The sequence below is a fragment of the Gammaproteobacteria bacterium genome, assembly GCA_011375345.1.
Classification (GTDB): domain Bacteria; phylum Pseudomonadota; class Gammaproteobacteria; order DRLM01; family DRLM01; genus DRLM01.
This window is the reverse complement of record DRLM01000150.1, coordinates 1-19,536: the sequence shown is the minus strand read 5'-3', so window position 1 is coordinate 19,536 and position 19,536 is coordinate 1. Positions and strand designations below refer to the sequence as shown.

General features: G+C 63.6%; 23 protein-coding genes. 15 read left to right on the top strand and 8 right to left on the bottom strand.

Annotated elements, in window-relative coordinates; genetic code table 11:
- A partial coding sequence (locus tag ENJ19_11515) for a pilus assembly protein PilZ (GenBank protein ID HHM06349.1) occupies positions 1-209 on the top strand: 209 nt, incomplete at its 5' end.
- Between the two features lie 82 nt (positions 210-291).
- Positions 292-1,074, top strand: coding sequence for a TatD family deoxyribonuclease (locus tag ENJ19_11510; GenBank protein HHM06348.1), 783 nt, complete (start codon positions 292-294; stop codon positions 1,072-1,074).
- Here the strand turns inward: ENJ19_11510 and rsgA are convergent, their stop codons facing one another.
- Positions 1,075-2,007, bottom strand: coding sequence for a ribosome small subunit-dependent GTPase A (rsgA, locus tag ENJ19_11505; GenBank protein ID HHM06347.1), 933 nt, complete (start codon positions 2,005-2,007; stop codon positions 1,075-1,077).
- 25 nt (positions 2,008-2,032) lie between these two features.
- Entirely contained in the window at positions 2,033-3,277 is a 1,245-nt protein-coding gene (locus ENJ19_11500; GenBank protein HHM06346.1) for a M48 family peptidase, read from the bottom strand.
- 118 nt (positions 3,278-3,395) lie between these two features.
- Here ENJ19_11500 and ENJ19_11495 point away from each other — a divergent pair, with 118 nt between their 5' ends.
- The gene (locus ENJ19_11495; protein ID HHM06345.1) at positions 3,396-3,944 is read left to right on the top strand and encodes an oligoribonuclease; all 549 of its coding nucleotides are present in this window, start codon (positions 3,396-3,398) and stop codon (positions 3,942-3,944) included.
- On the opposite strand, the gene queG is transcribed toward ENJ19_11495, so the two are convergent.
- Complete coding sequence (queG, locus tag ENJ19_11490) at positions 3,914-5,047, bottom strand: tRNA epoxyqueuosine(34) reductase QueG (GenBank protein HHM06344.1); 1,134 nt, start codon at positions 5,045-5,047, stop codon at positions 3,914-3,916. The two genes, ENJ19_11495 and queG, sit on opposite strands and share 31 nt — an antisense overlap.
- Before the next feature lie 19 nt (positions 5,048-5,066).
- On the opposite strand from queG, the gene ENJ19_11485 reads away from it, so the two are divergent.
- The 4 genes from ENJ19_11485 to mutL all read left to right on the top strand — a co-directional run bounded on the left by ENJ19_11485 (position 5,067) and on the right by mutL (position 10,437).
- Positions 5,067-6,548, top strand: a complete 1,482-nt coding sequence (locus tag ENJ19_11485) for an NAD(P)H-hydrate dehydratase (protein HHM06343.1) — start codon at positions 5,067-5,069, stop codon at positions 6,546-6,548.
- Positions 6,545-7,093, top strand: a complete 549-nt coding sequence (tsaE, locus tag ENJ19_11480; GenBank protein HHM06342.1) for a tRNA (adenosine(37)-N6)-threonylcarbamoyltransferase complex ATPase subunit type 1 TsaE — start codon at positions 6,545-6,547, stop codon at positions 7,091-7,093. Before ENJ19_11485 ends, tsaE begins: the two co-directional genes overlap by 4 nt.
- Positions 7,094-7,157: 64 nt before the next feature.
- Positions 7,158-8,555, top strand: coding sequence for a LysM peptidoglycan-binding domain-containing protein (locus tag ENJ19_11475; protein HHM06341.1), 1,398 nt, complete (start codon positions 7,158-7,160; stop codon positions 8,553-8,555).
- Between the two features lie 76 nt (positions 8,556-8,631).
- The gene (mutL, locus tag ENJ19_11470) at positions 8,632-10,437 is read left to right on the top strand and encodes a DNA mismatch repair endonuclease MutL (protein ID HHM06340.1); all 1,806 of its coding nucleotides are present in this window, start codon (positions 8,632-8,634) and stop codon (positions 10,435-10,437) included.
- Positions 10,438-10,566: 129 nt separating this feature from the next.
- Here mutL and ENJ19_11465 read toward each other — a convergent pair whose 3' ends face one another.
- The 5 genes from ENJ19_11465 to ENJ19_11445 form a co-directional block, all read right to left on the bottom strand.
- The gene (locus ENJ19_11465; protein HHM06339.1) at positions 10,567-11,079 is read right to left on the bottom strand and encodes a hypothetical protein; all 513 of its coding nucleotides are present in this window, start codon (positions 11,077-11,079) and stop codon (positions 10,567-10,569) included.
- Between the two features lie 125 nt (positions 11,080-11,204).
- A complete protein-coding gene (locus tag ENJ19_11460; protein HHM06338.1) occupies positions 11,205-11,996 on the bottom strand; it encodes a peptidylprolyl isomerase in 792 nt (263 codons plus the stop codon).
- A complete protein-coding gene (locus tag ENJ19_11455; protein ID HHM06337.1) occupies positions 11,993-12,298 on the bottom strand; it encodes a BolA family transcriptional regulator in 306 nt (101 codons plus the stop codon). Before ENJ19_11455 ends, ENJ19_11460 begins: the two co-directional genes overlap by 4 nt.
- The gene (locus ENJ19_11450; GenBank protein HHM06336.1) at positions 12,295-12,594 is read right to left on the bottom strand and encodes a YciI family protein; all 300 of its coding nucleotides are present in this window, start codon (positions 12,592-12,594) and stop codon (positions 12,295-12,297) included. Before ENJ19_11450 ends, ENJ19_11455 begins: the two co-directional genes overlap by 4 nt.
- Before the next feature lie 5 nt (positions 12,595-12,599).
- Positions 12,600-13,136, bottom strand: coding sequence for a septation protein A (locus ENJ19_11445; GenBank protein ID HHM06335.1), 537 nt, complete (start codon positions 13,134-13,136; stop codon positions 12,600-12,602).
- Positions 13,137-13,249: 113 nt separating this feature from the next.
- Between ENJ19_11445 and ENJ19_11440 the strand changes: the two genes are divergently transcribed.
- The 8 genes from ENJ19_11440 to ENJ19_11405 all read left to right on the top strand — a co-directional run.
- The gene (locus ENJ19_11440) at positions 13,250-14,110 is read left to right on the top strand and encodes a PHP domain-containing protein (protein HHM06334.1); all 861 of its coding nucleotides are present in this window, start codon (positions 13,250-13,252) and stop codon (positions 14,108-14,110) included.
- 15 nt (positions 14,111-14,125) lie between these two features.
- Positions 14,126-14,752: a threonylcarbamoyl-AMP synthase gene (locus ENJ19_11435; protein ID HHM06333.1), complete on the top strand. Its 627-nt coding sequence runs from the start codon at positions 14,126-14,128 to the stop codon at positions 14,750-14,752.
- A 56-nt stretch (positions 14,753-14,808) separates the two neighbouring features.
- Positions 14,809-15,462, top strand: coding sequence for a site-2 protease family protein (locus ENJ19_11430; protein HHM06332.1), 654 nt, complete (start codon positions 14,809-14,811; stop codon positions 15,460-15,462).
- A gap of 134 nt (positions 15,463-15,596) precedes the next feature.
- Complete coding sequence (locus ENJ19_11425) at positions 15,597-16,790, top strand: tryptophan--tRNA ligase (protein HHM06331.1); 1,194 nt, start codon at positions 15,597-15,599, stop codon at positions 16,788-16,790.
- Between the two features lie 30 nt (positions 16,791-16,820).
- The gene (locus ENJ19_11420) at positions 16,821-17,642 is read left to right on the top strand and encodes a segregation/condensation protein A (protein HHM06330.1); all 822 of its coding nucleotides are present in this window, start codon (positions 16,821-16,823) and stop codon (positions 17,640-17,642) included.
- Positions 17,623-18,303 (top strand): SMC-Scp complex subunit ScpB, encoded by a 681-nt coding sequence (gene scpB / locus ENJ19_11415; GenBank protein ID HHM06329.1) that lies wholly within the window; start codon positions 17,623-17,625, stop codon positions 18,301-18,303. Before ENJ19_11420 ends, scpB begins: the two co-directional genes overlap by 20 nt.
- Positions 18,304-18,314: 11 nt before the next feature.
- Entirely contained in the window at positions 18,315-19,097 is a 783-nt protein-coding gene (locus ENJ19_11410; protein ID HHM06328.1) for a pseudouridine synthase, read from the top strand.
- Positions 19,098-19,101: 4 nt separating this feature from the next.
- A partial coding sequence (locus tag ENJ19_11405) for a lipoprotein-releasing system transmembrane subunit LolC (protein HHM06327.1) occupies positions 19,102-19,536 on the top strand: 435 nt, incomplete at its 3' end.

Sequence of the window (19,536 nt, the reverse complement as noted above, 5' to 3'; positions counted from 1 at the left end):
TCGTGCTCTTGACCCTCATGGAGGAAAAAGAGAAGATCCCATTTTCCGGGCGCATCGTCTGGCTGACGCCCAAGGCCGCCCAGGGTAACCGTACCCCGGGCATCGGGGTGCAGTTCGGTGACGATAATGCGGGGAAGATGGTCAGAAGCAAGATCGAAACCTATCTTGCCGGCGCCTTGAAATCCGAGCGCCACACCCAGACCATGTAACACCCGGACCGCGCCCCTTCGTACCTTCGGTATTTCCCAGGTGCCGAAGCTTCGCACTTCGGTTGTTGTCAGCGCCCTCTTTATGCTCGTCGATTCCCACTGCCATCTGGACAGGCTTGATTTCGAAGCCCTGGGCCAAAGCCTGGATGAAACGCTCGCTTTCGCCCGGAAACAGGGGGTGAGTCATATGTTGTGCGTTTCCATAGGCATGAGCACCGTGGAGGCGGTGCGCCGCCTGGCTCATCTCCACACTAATGTTTTTGCTTCCGTGGGTTCCCATCCCAGCGAGCAGAAAGGCGAGGAACCCGGCGTCGCCCGCCTGGTTCAGCTTTCCGATGATCCGGCAGTGGTCGCCATCGGTGAGACCGGCCTGGATTACCATTATTGCAAAGGCGATCTGGAATGGCAGCGGCAGCGCTTCCGCCACCATATCCGCGCGGCGCGGGAGATTGGCAAGCCGCTGATTGTCCACAGCCGTGATGCGGAAGAGGACACTTTGCGCATCCTGAGGGAAGAGCGCGCCTTTGAAGCCGGCGCGGTGTTGCATTGTTTTACCGGCACTATGGACATGGCACTCCAGGCAGTGGACATGGGACTGTACGTGTCCTTCTCCGGTATCGTCACCTTCAAAAACGCCGGCAGCCTGCGTGCCGTGGCGCGCGCGCTGCCTGCGTCTGCCCTGCTCGTTGAAACCGATGCCCCTTATCTCACCCCGGTACCGCTGAGGGGTAAACCCAACCAGCCCGCCCATGTGCGCCATGTGGCAGAGTGTGTGGCGACCTGCCGGAATGAGTCGCTTGATACGCTGGCCGATGTGACCACCAACAATTTCTTTACTCTTTTCAAACACGCCCGGCGGGCATAGTCAGGCCAGCTGATCGGCCAGCCGCCGGTAGCTGGCCAGGCGGGCACTGGCGATATCGCCGCGGCGGCTGGCCTCTAGCACGGCGCATTGCGGTTCACCCCGGTGCAGGCAGTTGTGGAAACGGCACTGGTTTTGGTACCGGGCGAATTCCACAAAGCCCCGGGCCAGATCCCGCCGCCCGATGTGCCACAATCCGAAGGCCCGCACGCCGGGGGAGTCGACGATATCGCCCCCCTGGGGCAGGTGATAAAGGGAGGCCACGGTGGTGGTGTGACGGCCGTGGCGGCCGGTGGCGGCCAGTTCGCCCACGCGGATATCCGCCTGTGCGGGCATCAGCCATCTGATCAACGATGATTTCCCCACCCCGGACTGGCCCACAAAGACCGAACGCTGGTCGCGCAGCTTGGCGACCAGCGCGTCCAGGCCGGTTTTTGTTTTCACGCTGGTGAGCAGGGCCGGATAACCGATACGGCGATAGCGCAGGGCGTAATTGTCTATGACCTGCCGGGCGTGTTCCCGCAGGCGGTCAATCTTGTTGAAGACAATGCAGGCCTGGATGTGGCTGAGTTCGGCAGCCACCAGATAACTGTTGAGCAGGTCTTCATCCGACCCCGTCAGGGGCGGGCCGGCGGCGCTGGGAGCGACCACCACGATGAGCTGACCCACATTGGCAGCCAGGGGACGCAGCCTGCCGCGTTCATCGGGCCGGGCCAGGATATTCTCCCGCGCCAGCAGCGCCGTGATGAGGGCTTTGCCCCGGCTTTGTTCCTGCCACAGGACACGGTCTCCGCACACCAGCTGCGCCAGCTTCTTGGGTATGTGAACGCGACGACAAAGGCCCGCATCGTCTTCGATGTCGGCGCTGGCGCCAAAGCGGCGCAGTACCGTGCCTCGCCGGGCTGCTGTCACGGCGCTGCGGGGGGAGCGTGTCATGGGTGTTTTTCCGGCACTGGGTTGTTCAGACAGCCATTGACTGCAAACGGCGGATGCGCAGCGGCGCGGGGGGATGGGAATCGTGATACGCGGAATAACAGGGGTCGGGCGTCAGCGTGGCGGCGTTTTCTTCGTACAATTTCACCAGGGCACGAATCAAATCCTCCGGGTTGCTGCAGCGGGCGGCGTATTCATCGGCTTCGAACTCGTGTTGGCGTTGCCAGTGGCTGCTCAAAGGTCGCAGCACAGCGGTAAAACTGGGGCTGATCAGGAGAAACAGCAACAAGGCCATGTGCGCCGAGGGGCGCTCCACACCCAGCCCCCGGAAGAACCAGTCAGCGCCGCAGGCCCAGCCCAGCAGGGCGAAACCGGCCAGGCTGCCGAGTGCCATCCAGGCCAGTCGCTTTTGCACATGCCGGTGTTTGAAGTGACCCAATTCATGGGCCAGGACGGCTGTGATTTCCTTGTGGCTGAGGGAGGCCAGCAGGGTGTCGAAAAACACGATGCGCTTCTTGGCGCCGAAGCCGGTGAAATAAGCGTTGCCGTGGCTGGAACGCCGGGAGCCGTCCATGACGAAAATGCCACCGCTTTTGAAGCCGCTGCGTTCCAGCAGCCCGGTGATGCGTGTGCGCAGTTGTTCGTCATCCAGTGGTTTGAAGTCATTGAACAGGGGGGCAATGAATTCCGGATACGCCCACAGCATCAAGGCCACGAAGCTCATCCACACGCCCCAGCCCCACCACCACCACGTGGCGCCGGCGCTGTCCATGAGCACCAATATCACGGCGGCGACAGGGGTGCCGATGGCCACGGACAACGCGGCTTTTTTGAGGGTGTCGACCGCATAGAGGCGGGGCGTGACGCGGTTGAAACCGAAGCGCTGTTCTATGATGAAAGTGCGGTACAGATCCACGGGCAGATCCAACAGGCCCATGATCAGGAAAGCGCTGAGGATCACGCCCACGCCCGTGGCCACCGGCCCCCACGCCAAAGCGCGCCAGGCATTGTCGATGATGTTTAGACCGCCCCCCAGGGTCCACAGCAGCAACAAGCCCGCGCCCAACAGCAGGTCCAGGCGTTCCAGCCTGACCTGGGCGCTGTTGTAGTCCGCCGCCCGTTGATGGTCCTCCAGTGTGACGGTGTTGCGAAAGGCTGTGGGAACCTGGTGCCGGTGATGGCGCAAGGCGGCCAGCTGGCGCGTGGCCAGATACCACAGCCCGGCGGTGCTGCCGGCCAGAAACAAAAGGAACACGGCGGTGAATGCATTCATGTCAGCTTTCGATGGCAGGGTGGGTGTGAGCGTATTAAACTAACTGACCGTGGCTGTTCAACACAAGCGCAGCAGGGGCATTGCATCGGATCATTGAAGGACGCGGAGCACCATTACGATGGCCCAAGATACGAATAACCTGGTTTGGATCGACCTGGAAATGACGGGCCTGGACACGGCTCGCGATTACATCATCGAACTCGCCACTGTGGTGACTGACAGCGACCTGCACATCGTGGCCGAGGGACCGGTGCTGGCCATCCACCAAAGCGACGGGGTGCTGGCGGCCATGGACGAGTGGAACCAGACCCAGCACCGCCGCTCCGGTTTGATCGACCGGGTCCGTGCCAGCACGCTCAACGAAGCGGAAGCCGAGCGCCAGACCCTGGCCTTTATCTCCCAACACGTGCCTCCCAACACCTCCCCCATCTGCGGCAACAGCATCTGCCAGGACCGCCGTTTCCTGGCGCGCTGGATGCCGGACCTGGAACGCTACTTCCACTATCGTCACCTCGATGTGAGCACCATCAAGGAACTGGCCCGCCGCTGGGCGCCGGCGGTCTACGAGGGCTTCAAAAAAGACAGCAGCCACTTGGCCCTGGACGACATCCGCGACTCCATCGCCGAACTGCGCCACTACCGCGAGCAGTTCTTCCGCCTGTCCTGAGCCCGCACCCGGACCACGGCGCCCGGGCCCTGCGCGTGGCAGGCCAGGGCCCAGGCCACGTGTTCACGCACCAGCGCCGAAGGATGCTGCTGCCGCCGGCGGAGCGCCGCCACCACGGCGGCATCAGGCGGCGGTACATTGCCCAGGGCCACGGCGATGTTGCGCAGCCAGCGCTCATAACCGAGGCGGCGAATGGCGCTGCCGGCGGTGTTTTGCAAAAACGTTTCCTCCGACCAGCCGAACAGCTCCACCAGCCGGGGCGCGTCCAGGCCGTGGCGGGGGCGGAAATCCGCCTCGGCGCTGGAGGGCGCCGCGCGGTTCCAGGGGCATACCAGCTGGCAGTCGTCGCAGCCGTAGATCCGGTTACCCAGCCGGGGGCGCAAGACTTCTGGAATGCTGCCGTGGTGCTCGATGGTGAGGTAGGCGATGCAGCGGCGCGCGTCCAGTTGATAGGGGCCCACAAAGGCCGCCGTGGGGCAGGCGTCGAGACAGGCGCGGCATGTGCCGCAATGAGCAGTGGCGGGCGCGTCCACGGGCAGGGGCAGATCGGTGTAAATCTCTCCCAGGAAAAACCACGAACCGCAATCCCGCTGCAGCAAGTTGGTGTGCTTGCCGATCCAGCCCAGGCCGGCTTTCTCCGCCAGGGCTTTTTCCAGCACCGGGGCGCTGTCCACAAACACCCGGCAGCCGAACTCACCTGCGTGGGCGGCAATGCGTCCGGCCAGTTTTTGCAGGCGCTGGCGCAGCACCTTGTGGTAGTCCCGCCCCAGGGCGTAGCGGGACACATAACCGCGCCCGGCATCGTGTAACACAGCCCAGGGGTCAGTACCCGTGGGGGGGAAGTAATTCATGCGCGCGCTGATCACCCGCAGCGTGCCCGGCACCAGCTCGGCCGGGCGGCTGCGCTTGCTGCCGTGGCGGGCCATGTAGTCCATGGTGCCGTGACGGCCCGCCGCCAGCCATTGCTGCAGGCGGGCCTCGTGTCCTTTGAGGTCGGTATCGCTGATGCCGAGCTGGGCAAAGCCCAGCTCCCGTCCCCAGCTTTTGATGGCCGCGGCCAGGGTGTTCCAGGCCTCGCCGCCCGGCTTCTCCGGCGTCTCCATAGCCGCTATGATACGCGCCATGACCGCCCTGCCCCAGGCCCTTTATCGCGCCGCGGAAGTGCGCGAGCTGGATCGCATTGCCATCCACGAGATGGGCATCCCCGGCATTACCCTGATGAACCGTGCCGGCGAGGCGGTATGGCGCCAGTTGCAGGAGCGCTGGCCGCGGGCGCACCGCATCGTGGTGCTGTGCGGCACCGGCAACAACGGTGGCGACGGCTTCGTGGTGGCCCGCCTGGCGCGGGAGGCGGGACGGGCGGTCAGTGTTTCCGTGATCGGGGAAGAAAGCGCCATCGGGGGTGATGCCCGCCATGCCTTCGAGGCCATGGTGGACGCCGGGGTGCGGCCCCGGATCCTGGATGTGCCGGCGCTAGAGGAAGCGGACGTCCTGGTGGATGCCCTGCTGGGCACCGGCCTGGACCGTCCTCTCGCCGGCGCTCCTGGGGCCGCCGTGACCGCCATCAACGGGGCCGGGCGGCCAGTCATTGCCGTGGATGTTCCCACCGGGCTTCATGCCGACACGGGCCGGGTCTTGGGCGTGGCCGTGAGGGCCTGCCACACGGTCACGTTCATCGGCCTCAAACAGGGCCTCTTCACCGCCACGGGACCGGAGTTGACCGGCACCCTGAGCTATGACGACTTGGGCATTCCCGCGGCGGTCTTTGCCCGGGTGCCCGCGGCGGCGTTGCGGATTGTGCCGGCGGCGCTGGCCGCCTGGCTGCCGCCCCGCCCGCCCGGCGCCCACAAAGGCCAGTTCGGCCATGTGCTGGTGGTGGGGGGGGCACCGGGCATGGGCGGCGCTGCCCGTCTGGCCGCCTGCGCGGCGGCTCGCAGCGGCGCCGGACTGGTGAGCATCGCCACCCATCCTGAACACGCCCATGCCGGGATGGTGCTGCAGCCCGAGCTCATGTGCCATGGCATCAGCGTGGCGGCTGAACTTGAGCCCTTGCTGGCGCGTGCCACCGTGGTGGTGGTGGGTCCGGGGCTGGGACGCGGTGCCTGGGCCCGGTCCTTGTTGTCCCGTATCTGGCAGGCGCCCCAGCCCCTGGTGGTGGATGCCGACGCCCTCAATGCCCTGGCTGCGGCGCCCCGGCGCCGGACAGATTGGGTGCTCACCCCTCATCCCGGCGAGGCGGCCCGCTTGTTGGGCAGTACAGCCGCGGCAGTGCAGGCGGACCGTTTCGCTGCCGTGCGTGCCCTGCAGGCGGAATACGGCGGGGTGGCGGTGCTCAAGGGCAACGGCACGGTGATCTGCGCCGGAGACGGCCCCCTGGCCCTGTGCGACCGGGGCAATCCCGGCATGGCCAGCGGCGGCATGGGCGATGTGCTGAGCGGCCTTGTCGGCGGCCTGCTGGCGCAAGGCCTGGCGCTGTCTGCGGCGGCGCAGGCGGGAGTGTATGTCCACGCCCTTGCCGGTGACCGGGCGGCGGGAGAACAGCCCCGGGGCATGGTGGCCAGCGATTTGTTGCCCGAGATCAGGGTGGGGGTCAATCCCCGGTGAGCACCTTGTTTCTGGCCGATGAGGCCCAGACCCTGGCCGCCGGGGCCTGTCTGGCCCGGGTGTGGGGACGACGCGGCGGCGTGTTCTTTCTGCTGGGAGAGCTGGGTGCGGGCAAGACCACCTTGGTGCGTGGTGTGCTGCGGGCCTACGGTCACGCGGGGGCGGTCAAGAGCCCCACCTACAGCCTGTTGGAGTCCTACCGCATCGGCGGCTTCAGGCTGCACCATCTCGATCTGTATCGCCTGAATGATCCGGAAGAACTGGCGTACCTGGGGTTTCGCGACCTGCTTGATGGGGACGCGCTGCTGCTGATCGAGTGGCCGCAGCGGGGTGAGGAGGCGCTGCCCGTCGCCAACCTGCAGATGGAACTGGAGCAGCGTGCAAACGGCCGGGTACTGCGGCTGAGCCCCGCCGGCGCTGATGTTGCGCGGGTAGCGGCGGCATTGGCGAGTTGTCTGCGGGCCCATCGGCACGACGGTGGGGAAGGCATGCCGCTTGATTATCTGGCGAATGTGACGAAAAAGACTCAATCAGGGAAGGGATAGGCTCAGACAGTTAATAATTTGCTTTAGAAAGCTTGCGTATCAGACGGCCTTTGGGTATACGTTTATGGAGGACAGAACAATGAACAAGGCCGCGTTCCGAATTCTTTTACTGTGCTGCTGTTGCCTGGGTCCCGGGGTCTACGCCGGTCAGGCCCAGATCCAAGGCGTCAAGCTGTACGCCGTGGAGGGCGGCGAACGGGTGGTGTTTTCACTCAACAAGAAAGTCAGATACAAGCTCTTTGTGTTATCCGATCCCGAGCGTGTGGTAATCGACTTCCTCGACGCTCGCCTCAAGGCCTCCACCAGAAAACTGAACTACCGCGACAGCACGCTCGCGCGCATCCGGTCCGCCCCCCGACGGCGGCATGATTTGCGCGTGGTGCTGGATTTGAAAGCCAAGCATGTCCCCAAGAGCCAGTGGCTGCCTGATCCCGGCGGTCGTGGCTATCAGCTCCACATCGACCTGAAACCGGCAGCCGCTGCACCGGCCAGGCCCCGGGTGGTGAAAGCCCCGCTCACGCCGGAGGCACCGGCGCAGCCTCACCCCAAGAACCGGCCACTCAGCAAACCCCGGCCCGCCAAACCCGCGCTGCGCGACGTGATTGTTGCCGTGGATGCCGGGCACGGCGGGAGTGACCCCGGTGCCCAAGGCCCTCGCGGCACGAAGGAAAAAGACATCACTCTGGCCATGGCGCGCAAGCTGGCGGGCCTGATCAACAAGGAGCCGGGCATGCGCGCCGTGATGATTCGCGACGGCGACTACCGGGTCAGGCTGCGTACCCGCATCGAGCGGGCGCGCAAGCACAAGGCCGATTTGTTGGTGTCCATCCATGCCGATGCCTTCCGTGATCCCCGCGCCCATGGGTCGTCTGTCTACGTTTTGTCCCGCAAGGGGGCCAGCAGTGAAGCGGCGCGGTGGCTGGCGGCGTCGGAGAATGCCAGCGACCTGATCGGTGTGGATATGGATGGCACCGATGATGAGGTGCTGCGCGAAGTCATTTTTGATTTGTATCAGGACGCCACTGTACAGGACAGCATTTACGCCGGCGGCAAAGTGTTAAAACATCTGCGTGCCGTAAGCAGACTGCACCGGCCCGGCGTGGAGCATGCGCCGTTTGCGGTGCTCAAGGCGCCGGATGTGCCGTCCATCCTGGTGGAGACGGCTTTTATCTCCAACCCCGAAGAAGAGGCGCGGCTGCGTTCCGGTGCCGGGCAACAGCGCATGGCCCGCGCGATTTTTCAGGGCATCCGCGATTATTTCCACGACAATCCTCCCCGTGGCACCAAGCTGGCGGCTATGAATCAGGAGCGTCGCCATGTCATCGCCCGCGGTGACACACTGTCGAAAATCGCCGGGCGCTATGGCGTGAGCGTGGCCACCCTCAGGGCGGCCAACGGGTTGCGCAGCGATCGTTTGTTCGTGGGCAATGTGTTGCGTATCCCGCTGCTGGATGGCGGTTGAGTCCAGCCCGCCGCGCCACGCTTTTTCTTTCGCTATAATCCCCCCACCCTTGTCGCTGCGTTCGCGCGCCTGTTTTATGCCTCCAAAACGCATACAAGTCCTCCCCGGGCAACTGGCCAATCAAATCGCCGCCGGCGAAGTGGTGGAACGTCCCGCCTCGGTGGTAAAAGAGTTGCTGGAGAACAGCCTGGACGCCGGTGCCCGCTGCATTGAAGTGGATGCGGAACAGGGCGGCATACGCTTGGTTCGGGTGCGGGACGACGGTCGCGGTATTCACCGGGATGACATGATCAGGGCGCTGCAACGACATGCCACCAGCAAGATTGCGAGTTTCGACGATCTGATGGCCGTGGCCAGTCTGGGTTTCAGGGGCGAAGCCCTGCCCAGCATCGCCTCGGTGGCGCGTTTCAGCCTGACCTCCCGGTTCGAAGGAGAAGAGAGGGCCTGGCGCATCAGTGGTTCGGGAGGTGAGGTGAACGGCGGACCTGAACCTGCGGCGCACCCGTTTGGCACCACCATCGAGGTTCGGGATCTGTTTTTCAACACGCCGGCCCGGCGCAGGTTTCTCCGCACCGGGCGCACCGAATATCAGCATCTCGAAGAAGCCGTCAAACGCATCGCCCTGAGCCGGCACGATGTGCAAATCAGTTTGCGTCATCAGGGCAAAGCCGTCTACAGCCTGAAGCCGGCGCCGGACCGGCCCGGGCAAGAGCGGCGGGTGGCAGCCTTGTTGGGCCAGGCGTTTATGGAAAACGCGGTGCACGTGGATTTTTCCACCGGGCCGCTCAGGCTGCGCGGCTGGATCGGCCTGCCCGGTTTTGCCCGCGGCCAGGCGGATATGCAATATTTTTACGTCAACGGCCGCATCGTGCGCGATCGTCTGGTGAGCCACGCTGTCCGCCAGGCTTATCAAGACGTGCTCTACCAGGGCCGTCATCCCGTTTATCTTTTGTATTTGGACACGCCGCGGGAAGACGTGGACGTGAATGTGCATCCGACCAAGCACGAGGTGCGTTTCCGCGAAGGCCGCACTGTGCACGATTTTCTGTTCCGGGGCCTGACAGACGCCTTGGCGCAGGTGCAACCCGGCGTGAGTGCGTACGCCGCTGCGCCCCCTTCTTCCCCCCCAGCCGCGCAAACCGGCCGGACCACCGCGCCGTATTCCTCACAAAGCCCCATGCCGTTGGCGGTGCGTGATCAGATGGCGGCCTATACCGCCCTGCATCCGGCGGGAAAAAATGTGCCACAGTCCACACCGGCCACTCCACGCCTGGAGCCGGAGGCGGCGGACGGACAGCTCCCGCCTTTGGGTTACGCCATCGCGCAATTGCACGGCATTTACATCCTCGCCCAGAACGCCGCCGGCCTGGTATTGGTCGACATGCACGCGGCCCACGAGCGCATTGTTTACGAGCGCTTAAAGCAGGACCGTGAGGCCGGCAATGTGGTGAGCCAGTCGTTGTTGGTGCCCGTCAGCGTGGCGTTAAGTCCGGCCGAGTCGGCGCTGGCGGAAGAATACAGCCCCACCTTTGCGGAACTGGGTTTCGATATCGCCCGCCTGGGGCCCACCGACTGGGTGGTGCGGCAAGTGCCCGCCCTGCTGCAAAACGCTGACCCTGCCCAGCTCCTGCGCGACATGATTGCCGATTTGAGCACCATGGGTGCCAGCCGCCGCGTGGAAGAACAAAGCAATGCGGTATTGGCGACAGTGGCGTGTCACGGTGCCGTGCGCGCCCACCGGCAGTTGACGGTTCCGGAAATGAATGCCTTGCTCCGCGACATGGAAGGCACCGAACGCAGCGGCCAATGCAATCATGGCCGGCCGACCTGGGTGCAGCTGAGCATGGAAGAACTGGACCGCCTGTTTTTGCGGGGCCGCTGAGAACGCGAACGCCGCGCCGGGCGGCAGCGAACTGCCCGGGGGAGGGCTTAGGGTGGAGTGCGAAAGCTTGCCGCGGGCACCAACCGGCCTCAAGCTTCCTGAGGGATATCAAGGGTAAAGGCATTCCTGCTAGACAGACAGCCTCCGCAAGCGCGAATCAGGGGCGCTGTTTTGCCAGACCTCGTCGAAAAACGTACGCAAACGTCTGGCTTCCAGCGGTGCATGAAAGCAGGCCCAGCCTTTGAAACGATCCGCCTGGGCCTGGTGCACCACACCGCTGGTATCTGCAATCAAAAAGGCCTCGTGGTACTCCGCATAGTCTTCGGGCGGCGTGCGGAAGTGAATAAAACTGCTCAAGCGCTGCGCGAGATTGATCAGGCGGTGTCCTTCGGCGGCGGCGCGGCTGGAGTCCTTCACCAATACCCGGATCAGCGCCCCCCGCCGCGACGTCACCAGCTGTCGCACCGCATCAACGAAGGCTTGTTGGTCATACAGAAACTTGTTCAGGTCAGGGGTGAAAACAGCCAGGCTGCGCCGGGCCTGCCCGGTCATTGCTGCGATGACATCACGGGTGGCCTCCCGGCTGTCCAGGGTGAAGCGGGTGGGGGTTTCTCCGAGCAGGGCACTGTTGATGTTGTTCATGTCATTGATCAGCCGCAGCCGTCAAAGCACCAGGGGGAAGTGCGGAACGGCTTCTTGAAAGCGGACGGTTTGCTTTGCCGTGGCCGGTGAATCGCCACCGGCCACGGGGATGGTGCGCGTCTGGCTCACGGGGTTTCTATCGTCGCGGCCTGGCGCAGTTTTTCCAGATAAGCGCCGATGCGTTGCTGGCCGGCAGCTTCCAGGAGGCGGTCTTTGGTGTCCTCGAAGGAAGGCGGTGCCACAGTGCGGGTATCGTCCAGTTGAATCACGTGCCAGCCAAACTGCGTTTTCACCGGTGTCTTGCTGTAGCTGCCTTTTTTCAGGGCCTGGGTGGCGTCGGAAAAGGGTTTGACCATTTGCGCAGGGCTGAACCAGCCCAGATCCCCCCCCTTGGGGCCGGAGGGCCCGGTGGATTTGCTTTTGGCCAGTTCGCTGAAATCAGCACCCTTGTCCAATTCCGCGATCACGTTTTTGGCCTCTTCTTCTGTGGGGACCAAAATGTGGCGGGCTTTGTATTCCGTGAGCGAGCGAGAGGCGACTTTGTCGTTGTACAGCTTACGCAGCTCGGCATCGCTGGGCGGGTTGCTTTGCAGCAACTGTCCCACCGCGGCGCGGGCCAGTAAAGCATGGGTGGCTTCTTTGAGTTGGGCCATTACCGCGGGGTTCTTGTCCAGGCCTTTGCGGTAGGCGTCCTGCACCAGCAGTTCACGCTCGATGAGCGCCTGCTGCGCCATTTCCGGCGTCAGGCGCTGACCCCGCGCCGCGGCCGCTCCGGCGAACATATTGACGTCCTGGCGGGTGATTTTTTCACCATTGACAACGGCGACGATTTCGCCGCTTTCATCCGCCTGGACCAAAGCTGTGCAGGCGACAAAGGCGACAAGGGCCAAGGCGCCGCGCATGGACAATGAATTCATGTGGTGATTCCCTTTTTGGTTGGGGCCCTCTGGTCCGAGGGCGCTTGCGCATGGATGCGGAGTGCGTGAATGTCGGTTTGCATGAGTTCGTGCAGGGCGGCGTAGATCATGCGGTGCCGCTCGAGCAGGGATTTTCCTTCGAAAGCGGTGGCTGTAAGCCGTACCGTAAAATGGCCCAGCCCGCCGGCGCCGGCGTGGCCAGCGTGTAAATGGCTGTCGTCTTGCACCTCAAGGACGCTGGTTTCAAAGGCCGCTTCGAGTTGTTCCCGTATTCGCTGTGCGCGGTCTTCAGCCCGGTTCATGGCAATACCTTTTTGAAGGGCTTGACAGTCACCGTGGCGTACACGCCGCCGCGGCGATAGGGATCGGCATCAGCCCAGGCCGTGGCCTCTTCCAGTGACGGGAACTCCGCGATGACCAGGCTGCCGGTGAAACCGGCCGCACCGGGCGCGGCGCTGTCTACGGCCGGGTGAGGGCCCGCCAGCAGCAGCCTTCCCTGCTGCTTGAGGGCCTCCAGCCGCTCCAGATGAGCGGGCCGGTGAGTCTTGCGTCTGGTCAGGCTGTGGGCGTGGTCTTCGGCGATGATGGCGTAGAGCATGGGTCTCAGCTTTCCCCTTCCTGGATGTGCCGGGCCAGATAGACCCCCTGCAACAAGATGAAGATCAGCGTCAGGGCCAACATGCCGAACAGTTTGAAGTTCACCCAGGTATCGGTGTCAAAGTTGTAGACCACGAACAGGTTGATCACGCCCAAGGCGACAAAGAACGCAATCCAGATCATGTTCAGGCGGGTCCAGATGTTTTGGGGCAGACTGATATTGGCCGCCATTACCCGTTGGATAATGGGGCGGCCACCGATGTACTGGCTGGCCAGAAAGGCGATGGCAAACAGCCAGTTCACCACGGTGGGTTTCCATTTGATGAACATCTCATCCTGGAGAATCAGCGTGGCGCCACCGAGCACCAATATGAGGGCCATGGTGATCCAATGCATGTTTTCCACTTTGCGGTGGCGGAACCAGGACCATGCCACCTGCGCTACCGAGGCGACCATGGCCACCACGGTGGCCACATAAATGTCGTAAAGCTGGTAGGCGGCGAAAAAGAGCAGTATCGGGAAAAAATCAAATAATAGCTTCATGGGTAGTCAAGCAGGCATCGCGCACAGATAATGAAACAGTTATCATAACTGATTTCCATCGTCCGTCCCAGGCGGGGCGCTCCCACCCTCCACAGGGCTGTTTTTCTCCAAATATGTTGCTTCACGATTTGCATACCCACTCTTGTTGCTCCGACGGGCTTTTGCCGCCCGCGGATGTGGTGGCCTTGGCGGCACGCGCGGGTGTGAGCCACCTTGCGCTGACCGACCACGATTCCACCGCAGGGGTGGCGGAGGCGGACGCCGCGGCGGCTGAAATGGGTGTTGAACTTATCCCCGGCGTCGAAATCTCCGTTTCCTGGAACGGTGCGGTGGTTCACATTGTCGGCCTGGGCGTGGCGCCCGATCACCCGGGATTGAATGCGGGCTTGGCGCGCTTGCGCGCCCACCGCGCGTGGCGGGGCGAGGAGATGGCGCGCCGTTTGGAGCAACAAGGCGTCACCGAGGCCTACCGGGGCGCGGTGGCACTGGCCGGCGGGCCGGTCCTGGCACGGACCCATTTCGCCCGCCTGCTGGTGGGTCAGGGCCATGCCAAAACGTTAAACGACGCCTTCCGCCGTTTTCTTAAACGCGGCCGGCCCGCGTATGTCGCCGGCGAGTGGGCGGCCTTGGAAGAGGCCGTGGCCTGGATCAAAGCGGCGGGGGGACAGGCGGTGCTCGCCCACCCCCTGCGCTACGGCTTCACCCAGGCCCGCTTGCGGGCTTTGCTGCAGGCTTTCAAATGTTGCGGCGGCGTGGGAATGGAAGTGGTGTCCGGTCAGCCGCCGGGTGGGGAAGTTTCCACGCTGGCGCGCTTGTGTGCCCGTTTCGGGCTGTTGGCATCTGCCGGTTCCGATTTTCATGATCCCGGTGCGCCGGGGCAGCGATTGGGCGCATTTCCGCCGCTGCCACGGGAATGCCGACCCATATGGTCGCTTTGGGACGGGGCCGGGTACCGCCTCGCCTGCCGCGCCTGAGGACCATCGAGGCGTATGTCCCGCGTGGTGGTCATTCATCCCGAGACGCCGCAGGCGCGCCTGGTCACTCAAGCCGCGGAGTGTCTGGAAAAAGGTGGTGTCGTGGTCTATCCCACCGATTCCAGCTATGCTCTGGCCTGCCACATCGGGGACAAGTCAGCGGTGGACCGGATCCGCCTCATCCGCCGCCTGGATGACAAGCACAACTTCACCCTGGTGTGCCGCGATTTGTCGGAAATCGCCTTGTACGCGGTGGTAAACAATGCGGCGTACCGCTTGATGAAATCCCTCACGCCGGGGCCCTACACCTTTGTTTTGCAGGCGACGCGCCAGGTTCCCCGCCGCCTGCAACATCCGAAGCGCAAAACCATCGGCATCCGCGTGCCGGACAATGCCATCGCCCAGGCTGTCCTCGAAACTCTGGGGCAGCCCTTGATGAGCACGACGCTGCTGCTGCCCGGTGAGGATTTTCCTCTTACTGATCCCTACGATATTCAGCGGACCTTGGGCGATCAGGTGGATCTGGTCATCGACGGAGGCTATTGCGGCTTTGAGATGAGCACCGTGGTGGATTTGACTGGCGACGCGCCAGGGGTGCTGCGTCAGGGAAAGGGGGACACCGCTCCCTTTGAAACCGCCTGAAGCGCCAGGACGCGGCGAATTGCCCGCGCCGCGGCCAATGCATGTATAATTTTCCGATGCAGGAACTCAATTTGGTGCAACAGCTGGCGGTCTGGGCTCTGCCTGTGATTTTCGCCATCACCGTGCACGAAGTCGCCCACGGCTGGGTGGCGCGGCGGTTCGGGGATCCTACCGCCGAAATGCTGGGACGCCTCACTCTCAATCCCCTCAAGCACATCGACCCCATCGGTACCATTCTCGTTCCGGCGATATTGCTGTGGGCAGGCGGGATTCTTTTCGGCTGGGCCAGGCCCGTGCCCGTCAATCCCGAAAACCTTCGCAATCCCCGGCGGGACATGGCGCTGGTGGCTTTGGCCGGACCGGCTGCGAACCTCGTCATGGCTCTCATATGGGCCGTCCTGCTCAAGATAAGCCTGATGTTGTCGGGCACATTGGGCATGGTGGCGCTGCCTCTGGCGTACATGGCCCAGGCCGGGATCACCATCAATGTGCTGTTGATGGTGCTCAATCTCGTGCCCCTGCCGCCCCTGGATGGCAGCCGCGTGGCTGCCGGCTTTTTGCCGCCCCGCTGGGGTGATACCCTGCTGCGCGCTGAGCCCTATGGTTTGCTGGTGTTGCTGTTGTTGCTGGTGACGGGGGTGCTGGGTCATATTGTCCTGCCTCCCGTGTACGCGGTGGAGGGGGTGTTGTACCGGGTCTTTGGTCTTTGAACCAGGCCGGCAACGTCTGACAGGATGTTGAACAAGGCCTTCCTGGCCTTTTTCAACAAGCTGCTAAACTTCCCATTGTTTCGTTCATAAGGACACGATTAAGAGTGAACGTTTTACCACACCAGCCCCAGCGTGTGTTATCGGGCATGCGGGCAACGGGCCGCTTACACCTGGGTCACTATCACGGCGTGCTGAAAAACTGGCTGCGCCTGCAACACGAGTACGAATGCTTCTTCTTCGTGGCAGATTGGCACGCCCTTACCACGGAATATGAAGATCCGAAGCTGATCGGGGAAAGCAGCTGGGAAATGCTGATCGACTGGTTGGCAGTGGGCATCAATCCCAATGCCGCCAAGGTGTTCATTCAGTCGCAAGTGCCTGAACATGCTGAGCTGCATCTGTTGCTTTCCATGATCACACCGCTGGGGTGGCTGGAGCGGGTACCCACCTACAAAGACCAGCAGGACAAGCTCAAAGAAAAAGATTTGGCGACGTACGGTTTTCTGGGTTACCCCTTGCTGCAGGCGGCGGACATTCTGATCTACAAAGCCACTGCGGTGCCGGTGGGGGAAGACCAAGTGGCCCACATCGAGCTGGCCCGGGAGGTGGCGCGCCGCTTCAACCATTTGTATGGCAGCGAGCCTGACTTCGCCCTCAAAGCGGAAGAGGCGGCCAAGAAAATGGGTAAAAAAAATGCCAAGTTGTATCGGGAACTGCGCCGCCGTTTTCAAGAAGAGGGCGACCACGAGGCCCTGGATACAGCCCGTGCCCTGCTGGAATCCCAGCAGAACCTCACCATGGGCGACATGGAACGCCTGGCCGGTTACCTGGAAGGCGCGAGCCGGGTGATTCTGCCCGAGCCTCAGCCCCTGCTCACCCCCACCTCGAAAATGCCGGGCCTGGACGGGCAGAAGATGTCCAAGTCCTACGGCAACACCATCGGCTTGCGGGAAGATCCCGCCGTAGTGGAGAAGAAGCTGCGTACCATGCCCACCGATCCTGCCCGGGTGCGCCGCAGCGACCCGGGCGATCCGGCCAAATGCCCGGTCTGGCCTTTGCACGAGGTCTATTCCCCCGAAGAAACCAGGGCCTGGGTCAAGACCGGCTGCACCCAGGCCGGCATCGGTTGTTTGGAGTGCAAACAACCGTTGGTGGAGGCCGTACTGGCCGAGCAGGCCCCCATCCGGGAGCGTGCCCTGGAGTTCGAGCGCAACCCGGCACTGGTGCGCACCATTGTGGCCGAAGGCTGCGAGGCGGCGCGGAATGTGGCGGGGGATACCTTGAGTGAAGTTCGTCAAGCGCTGGGGCTCAGCAGCGACAGGTTTTGATTCAGTCCCTTACCCACAAAAATTTACCTTATGTCTGAAGTAGCGGAAGCCTTGTCACCCCTGGCGAAAGTACGCGGTGAGCCGGTCACCGAGCTTCCCCGGGACCTCTACATTCCACCGGATGCCCTGGAGGTCTTTCTGGATGCCTTTGAGGGGCCGCTGGACCTGCTGCTTTATCTCATCAAGCGGCAGAACCTGGACATCCTTGATATTCCCATTGCCGAGATCACCCGCCAGTACATGGACTACGTGGAGTGGATGAAAGGCCTGCGGCTGGAGCTGGCGGCGGAGTACCTGGTGATGGCGGCGGTGCTGGCCGAAGTGAAATCGCGCATGCTGTTGCCCCGTCCGCCGAGAGCGGAGGACGATGAAGCCGACCCGCGGGCGGAACTGGTGCGGCGGCTGCAGGAATACGAACGTTTCAAAAAAGCCGCAGAAGATATAGATGCCCTGCCCCAAGTGGGCCGGGAAATATTTCCTGTTCATCTTGCGGCGCCGCAGGTGCCGCGATCACGGCCCCAGCCCCAGGCGGCGGTGAGCCTGCCTGATCTGCTGCGGGCCCTGAAAGAAGTGATGGAGCGGGCTGAGATGTTCTCCCACCATCGCGTGCAGCTGGAACCCCTGTCTGTGCGGGAGCGCATGAGCGAGATACTGGAGCGTTCCCACGCCGAGCGCTTTACGCCGTTCACTGCCCTGTTCACGCCGGAAGAGGGGCGTCTTGGCGTCGTGGTCAGCTTTCTCGCCATCTTGGAGCTGATCAAGGACAGCGTGTTGGAATTGCTGCAGACCGCCCCCTACGGGCCGATTTACGTACGGGTGCCGCCCCATGCCGATGCCGCTGACTCAGCTTAAAATTATCCTGGAAGCCGCCTTGCTGGCAGCCGACGGGCCCTTGGATCTGGACCGGATGCTGGCCCTGTTCAGTGAAACGCCGGATGCACCGGGCCGGGAGGAGATCCGGGGCGCGCTGACCCTGCTGGAGCGGGACTGCGAGGACCGGAGCATTGAGCTGGCCCAGGTCGCCAGCGGCTATCGTCTGCAGGTCAAGCCGGCTTTGGCCCCCTGGGTGCATCGTTTGCGCCAGGAGCGCGTCCCCCGTTACTCGCGCGCCTTGTTGGAAACCCTGGCGCTGGTGGCCTACCGGCAGCCCATCAGCCGGGGTGAAATCGAGGAAATCCGCGGCGTCAGTGTGAGCACCACAATTATTCGCACTTTGCTGGAGCGGGGCTGGGTGCGGGTGGTCGGCCACCGCGAGGTGCCGGGCAAGCCGGCGCTCTACGGCACTACCCGGGAATTTTTGGACTACTTCGGTCTGAAGCGTCTCAGCGACCTGCCCCCCCTCAAAGAGGTGCGCAGCCTCGATGAGATCGCCGCCGGTATGGAGCCGGAACAGACCCAGATCCCGCTTCACAGCCTCGTGGCCGGTGAAGAAAGCAGGGCAAACCCCGACGCCGTTGCGGAACCCGGGTCCGAAGCCGTCTCGCAAGGCGCCGCGGTCCAGGTGCCGTCCTGAGTCGCGCCGACGTGGAGGGGGAACGCATTCAAAAAGCGCTGGCGCGCGCCGGGCTGGGCTCGCGGCGGGAGATAGAAGCCTGGATTGCGGCAGGCCGGCTGACGGTCAACCGCCGGGTGGCCAGGCTTGGCGACCGGGTGCGGCCCGGGGACGACGTTCGCCTGGACGGGCGAAGCGTGACCGTCAGGGCCGCATCCGAGCTGCCGCCCAAAACCCTGCTCTACCACAAACCCGTGGGCCAGTTGTGTGCCCGGCGCGATGCGGAGTGCCGCGCAACGGTGTTTGATGCTCTGCCCGGGCTGCGCGATGGCCGCTGGATTTCCGTGGGCCGGCTGGATATCAACACCTGTGGCCTGCTGCTGCTCACCAGCGACGGCGAACTGGCCCACCGTCTCATGCACCCGTCCACGGAAATTGAGCGGGAATACGCGGTGCGGGTGCTGGGCGAAGTGGACGCGCTGATGCTGGAACGCCTCACCAAAGGGGTGGAACTGGACGACGGCCCGGCCCGTTTTCAAAAGATCACAGTCGGTGGTGGGCAGGGCGCCAACCGGTGGTTCCACGTGGTACTCCGGGAGGGACGGCGGCGGGAGGTGCGGCGCCTGTGGGAATCCCAGGGGCTGAAAGTCAGCCGCTTGATACGGGTGCGTTTCGGTCCCCTGCGCCTGGAATCCACCCTGCGGCCGGGCCGGTGGCGCGAGCTGGACCCGGCGGAAAGCACGGCCCTTTACCGCGCGGCGGGCATGAGGGCGCCGCAGGCACACAAGGCGGGTACCGCCCGCAGGAAACGCTGAGGCGATGTTCAGACCTTACGAAGTGTTCGTCGGCCTGCGCTATACCCGTGCCAAACGCCGCAACCATTTCATTTCCTTCATCAGCCTGACCTCGATGCTCGGCATCGCCCTGGGGGTGATGGCCCTGATCACGGTGTTGTCGGTGATGAATGGCTTCGAGAAGGAGCTGCGTGACCGCATTCTGAGCGTGGTGTCCCACGTCACCGTCAGCGGCATGGGGGGGGCACTGAAGGACTGGCGCAAGGCGGAGACGGTGCTCAAAACCTACCGCAGCGTGCAGGGGGCGGCGCCTTATGTGAACGGCGAGGGTATGCTGAGCGCCGGCTCGGCGGTCAGCGGTGCCCTTATCCGCGGCATATTGCCGGAGCAGGAAAACGAGGTCTCCGACCTTGGCGGGAAAATGGTGGGCGGTGCGCTGGCGGATTTGCAACCCGGCGGG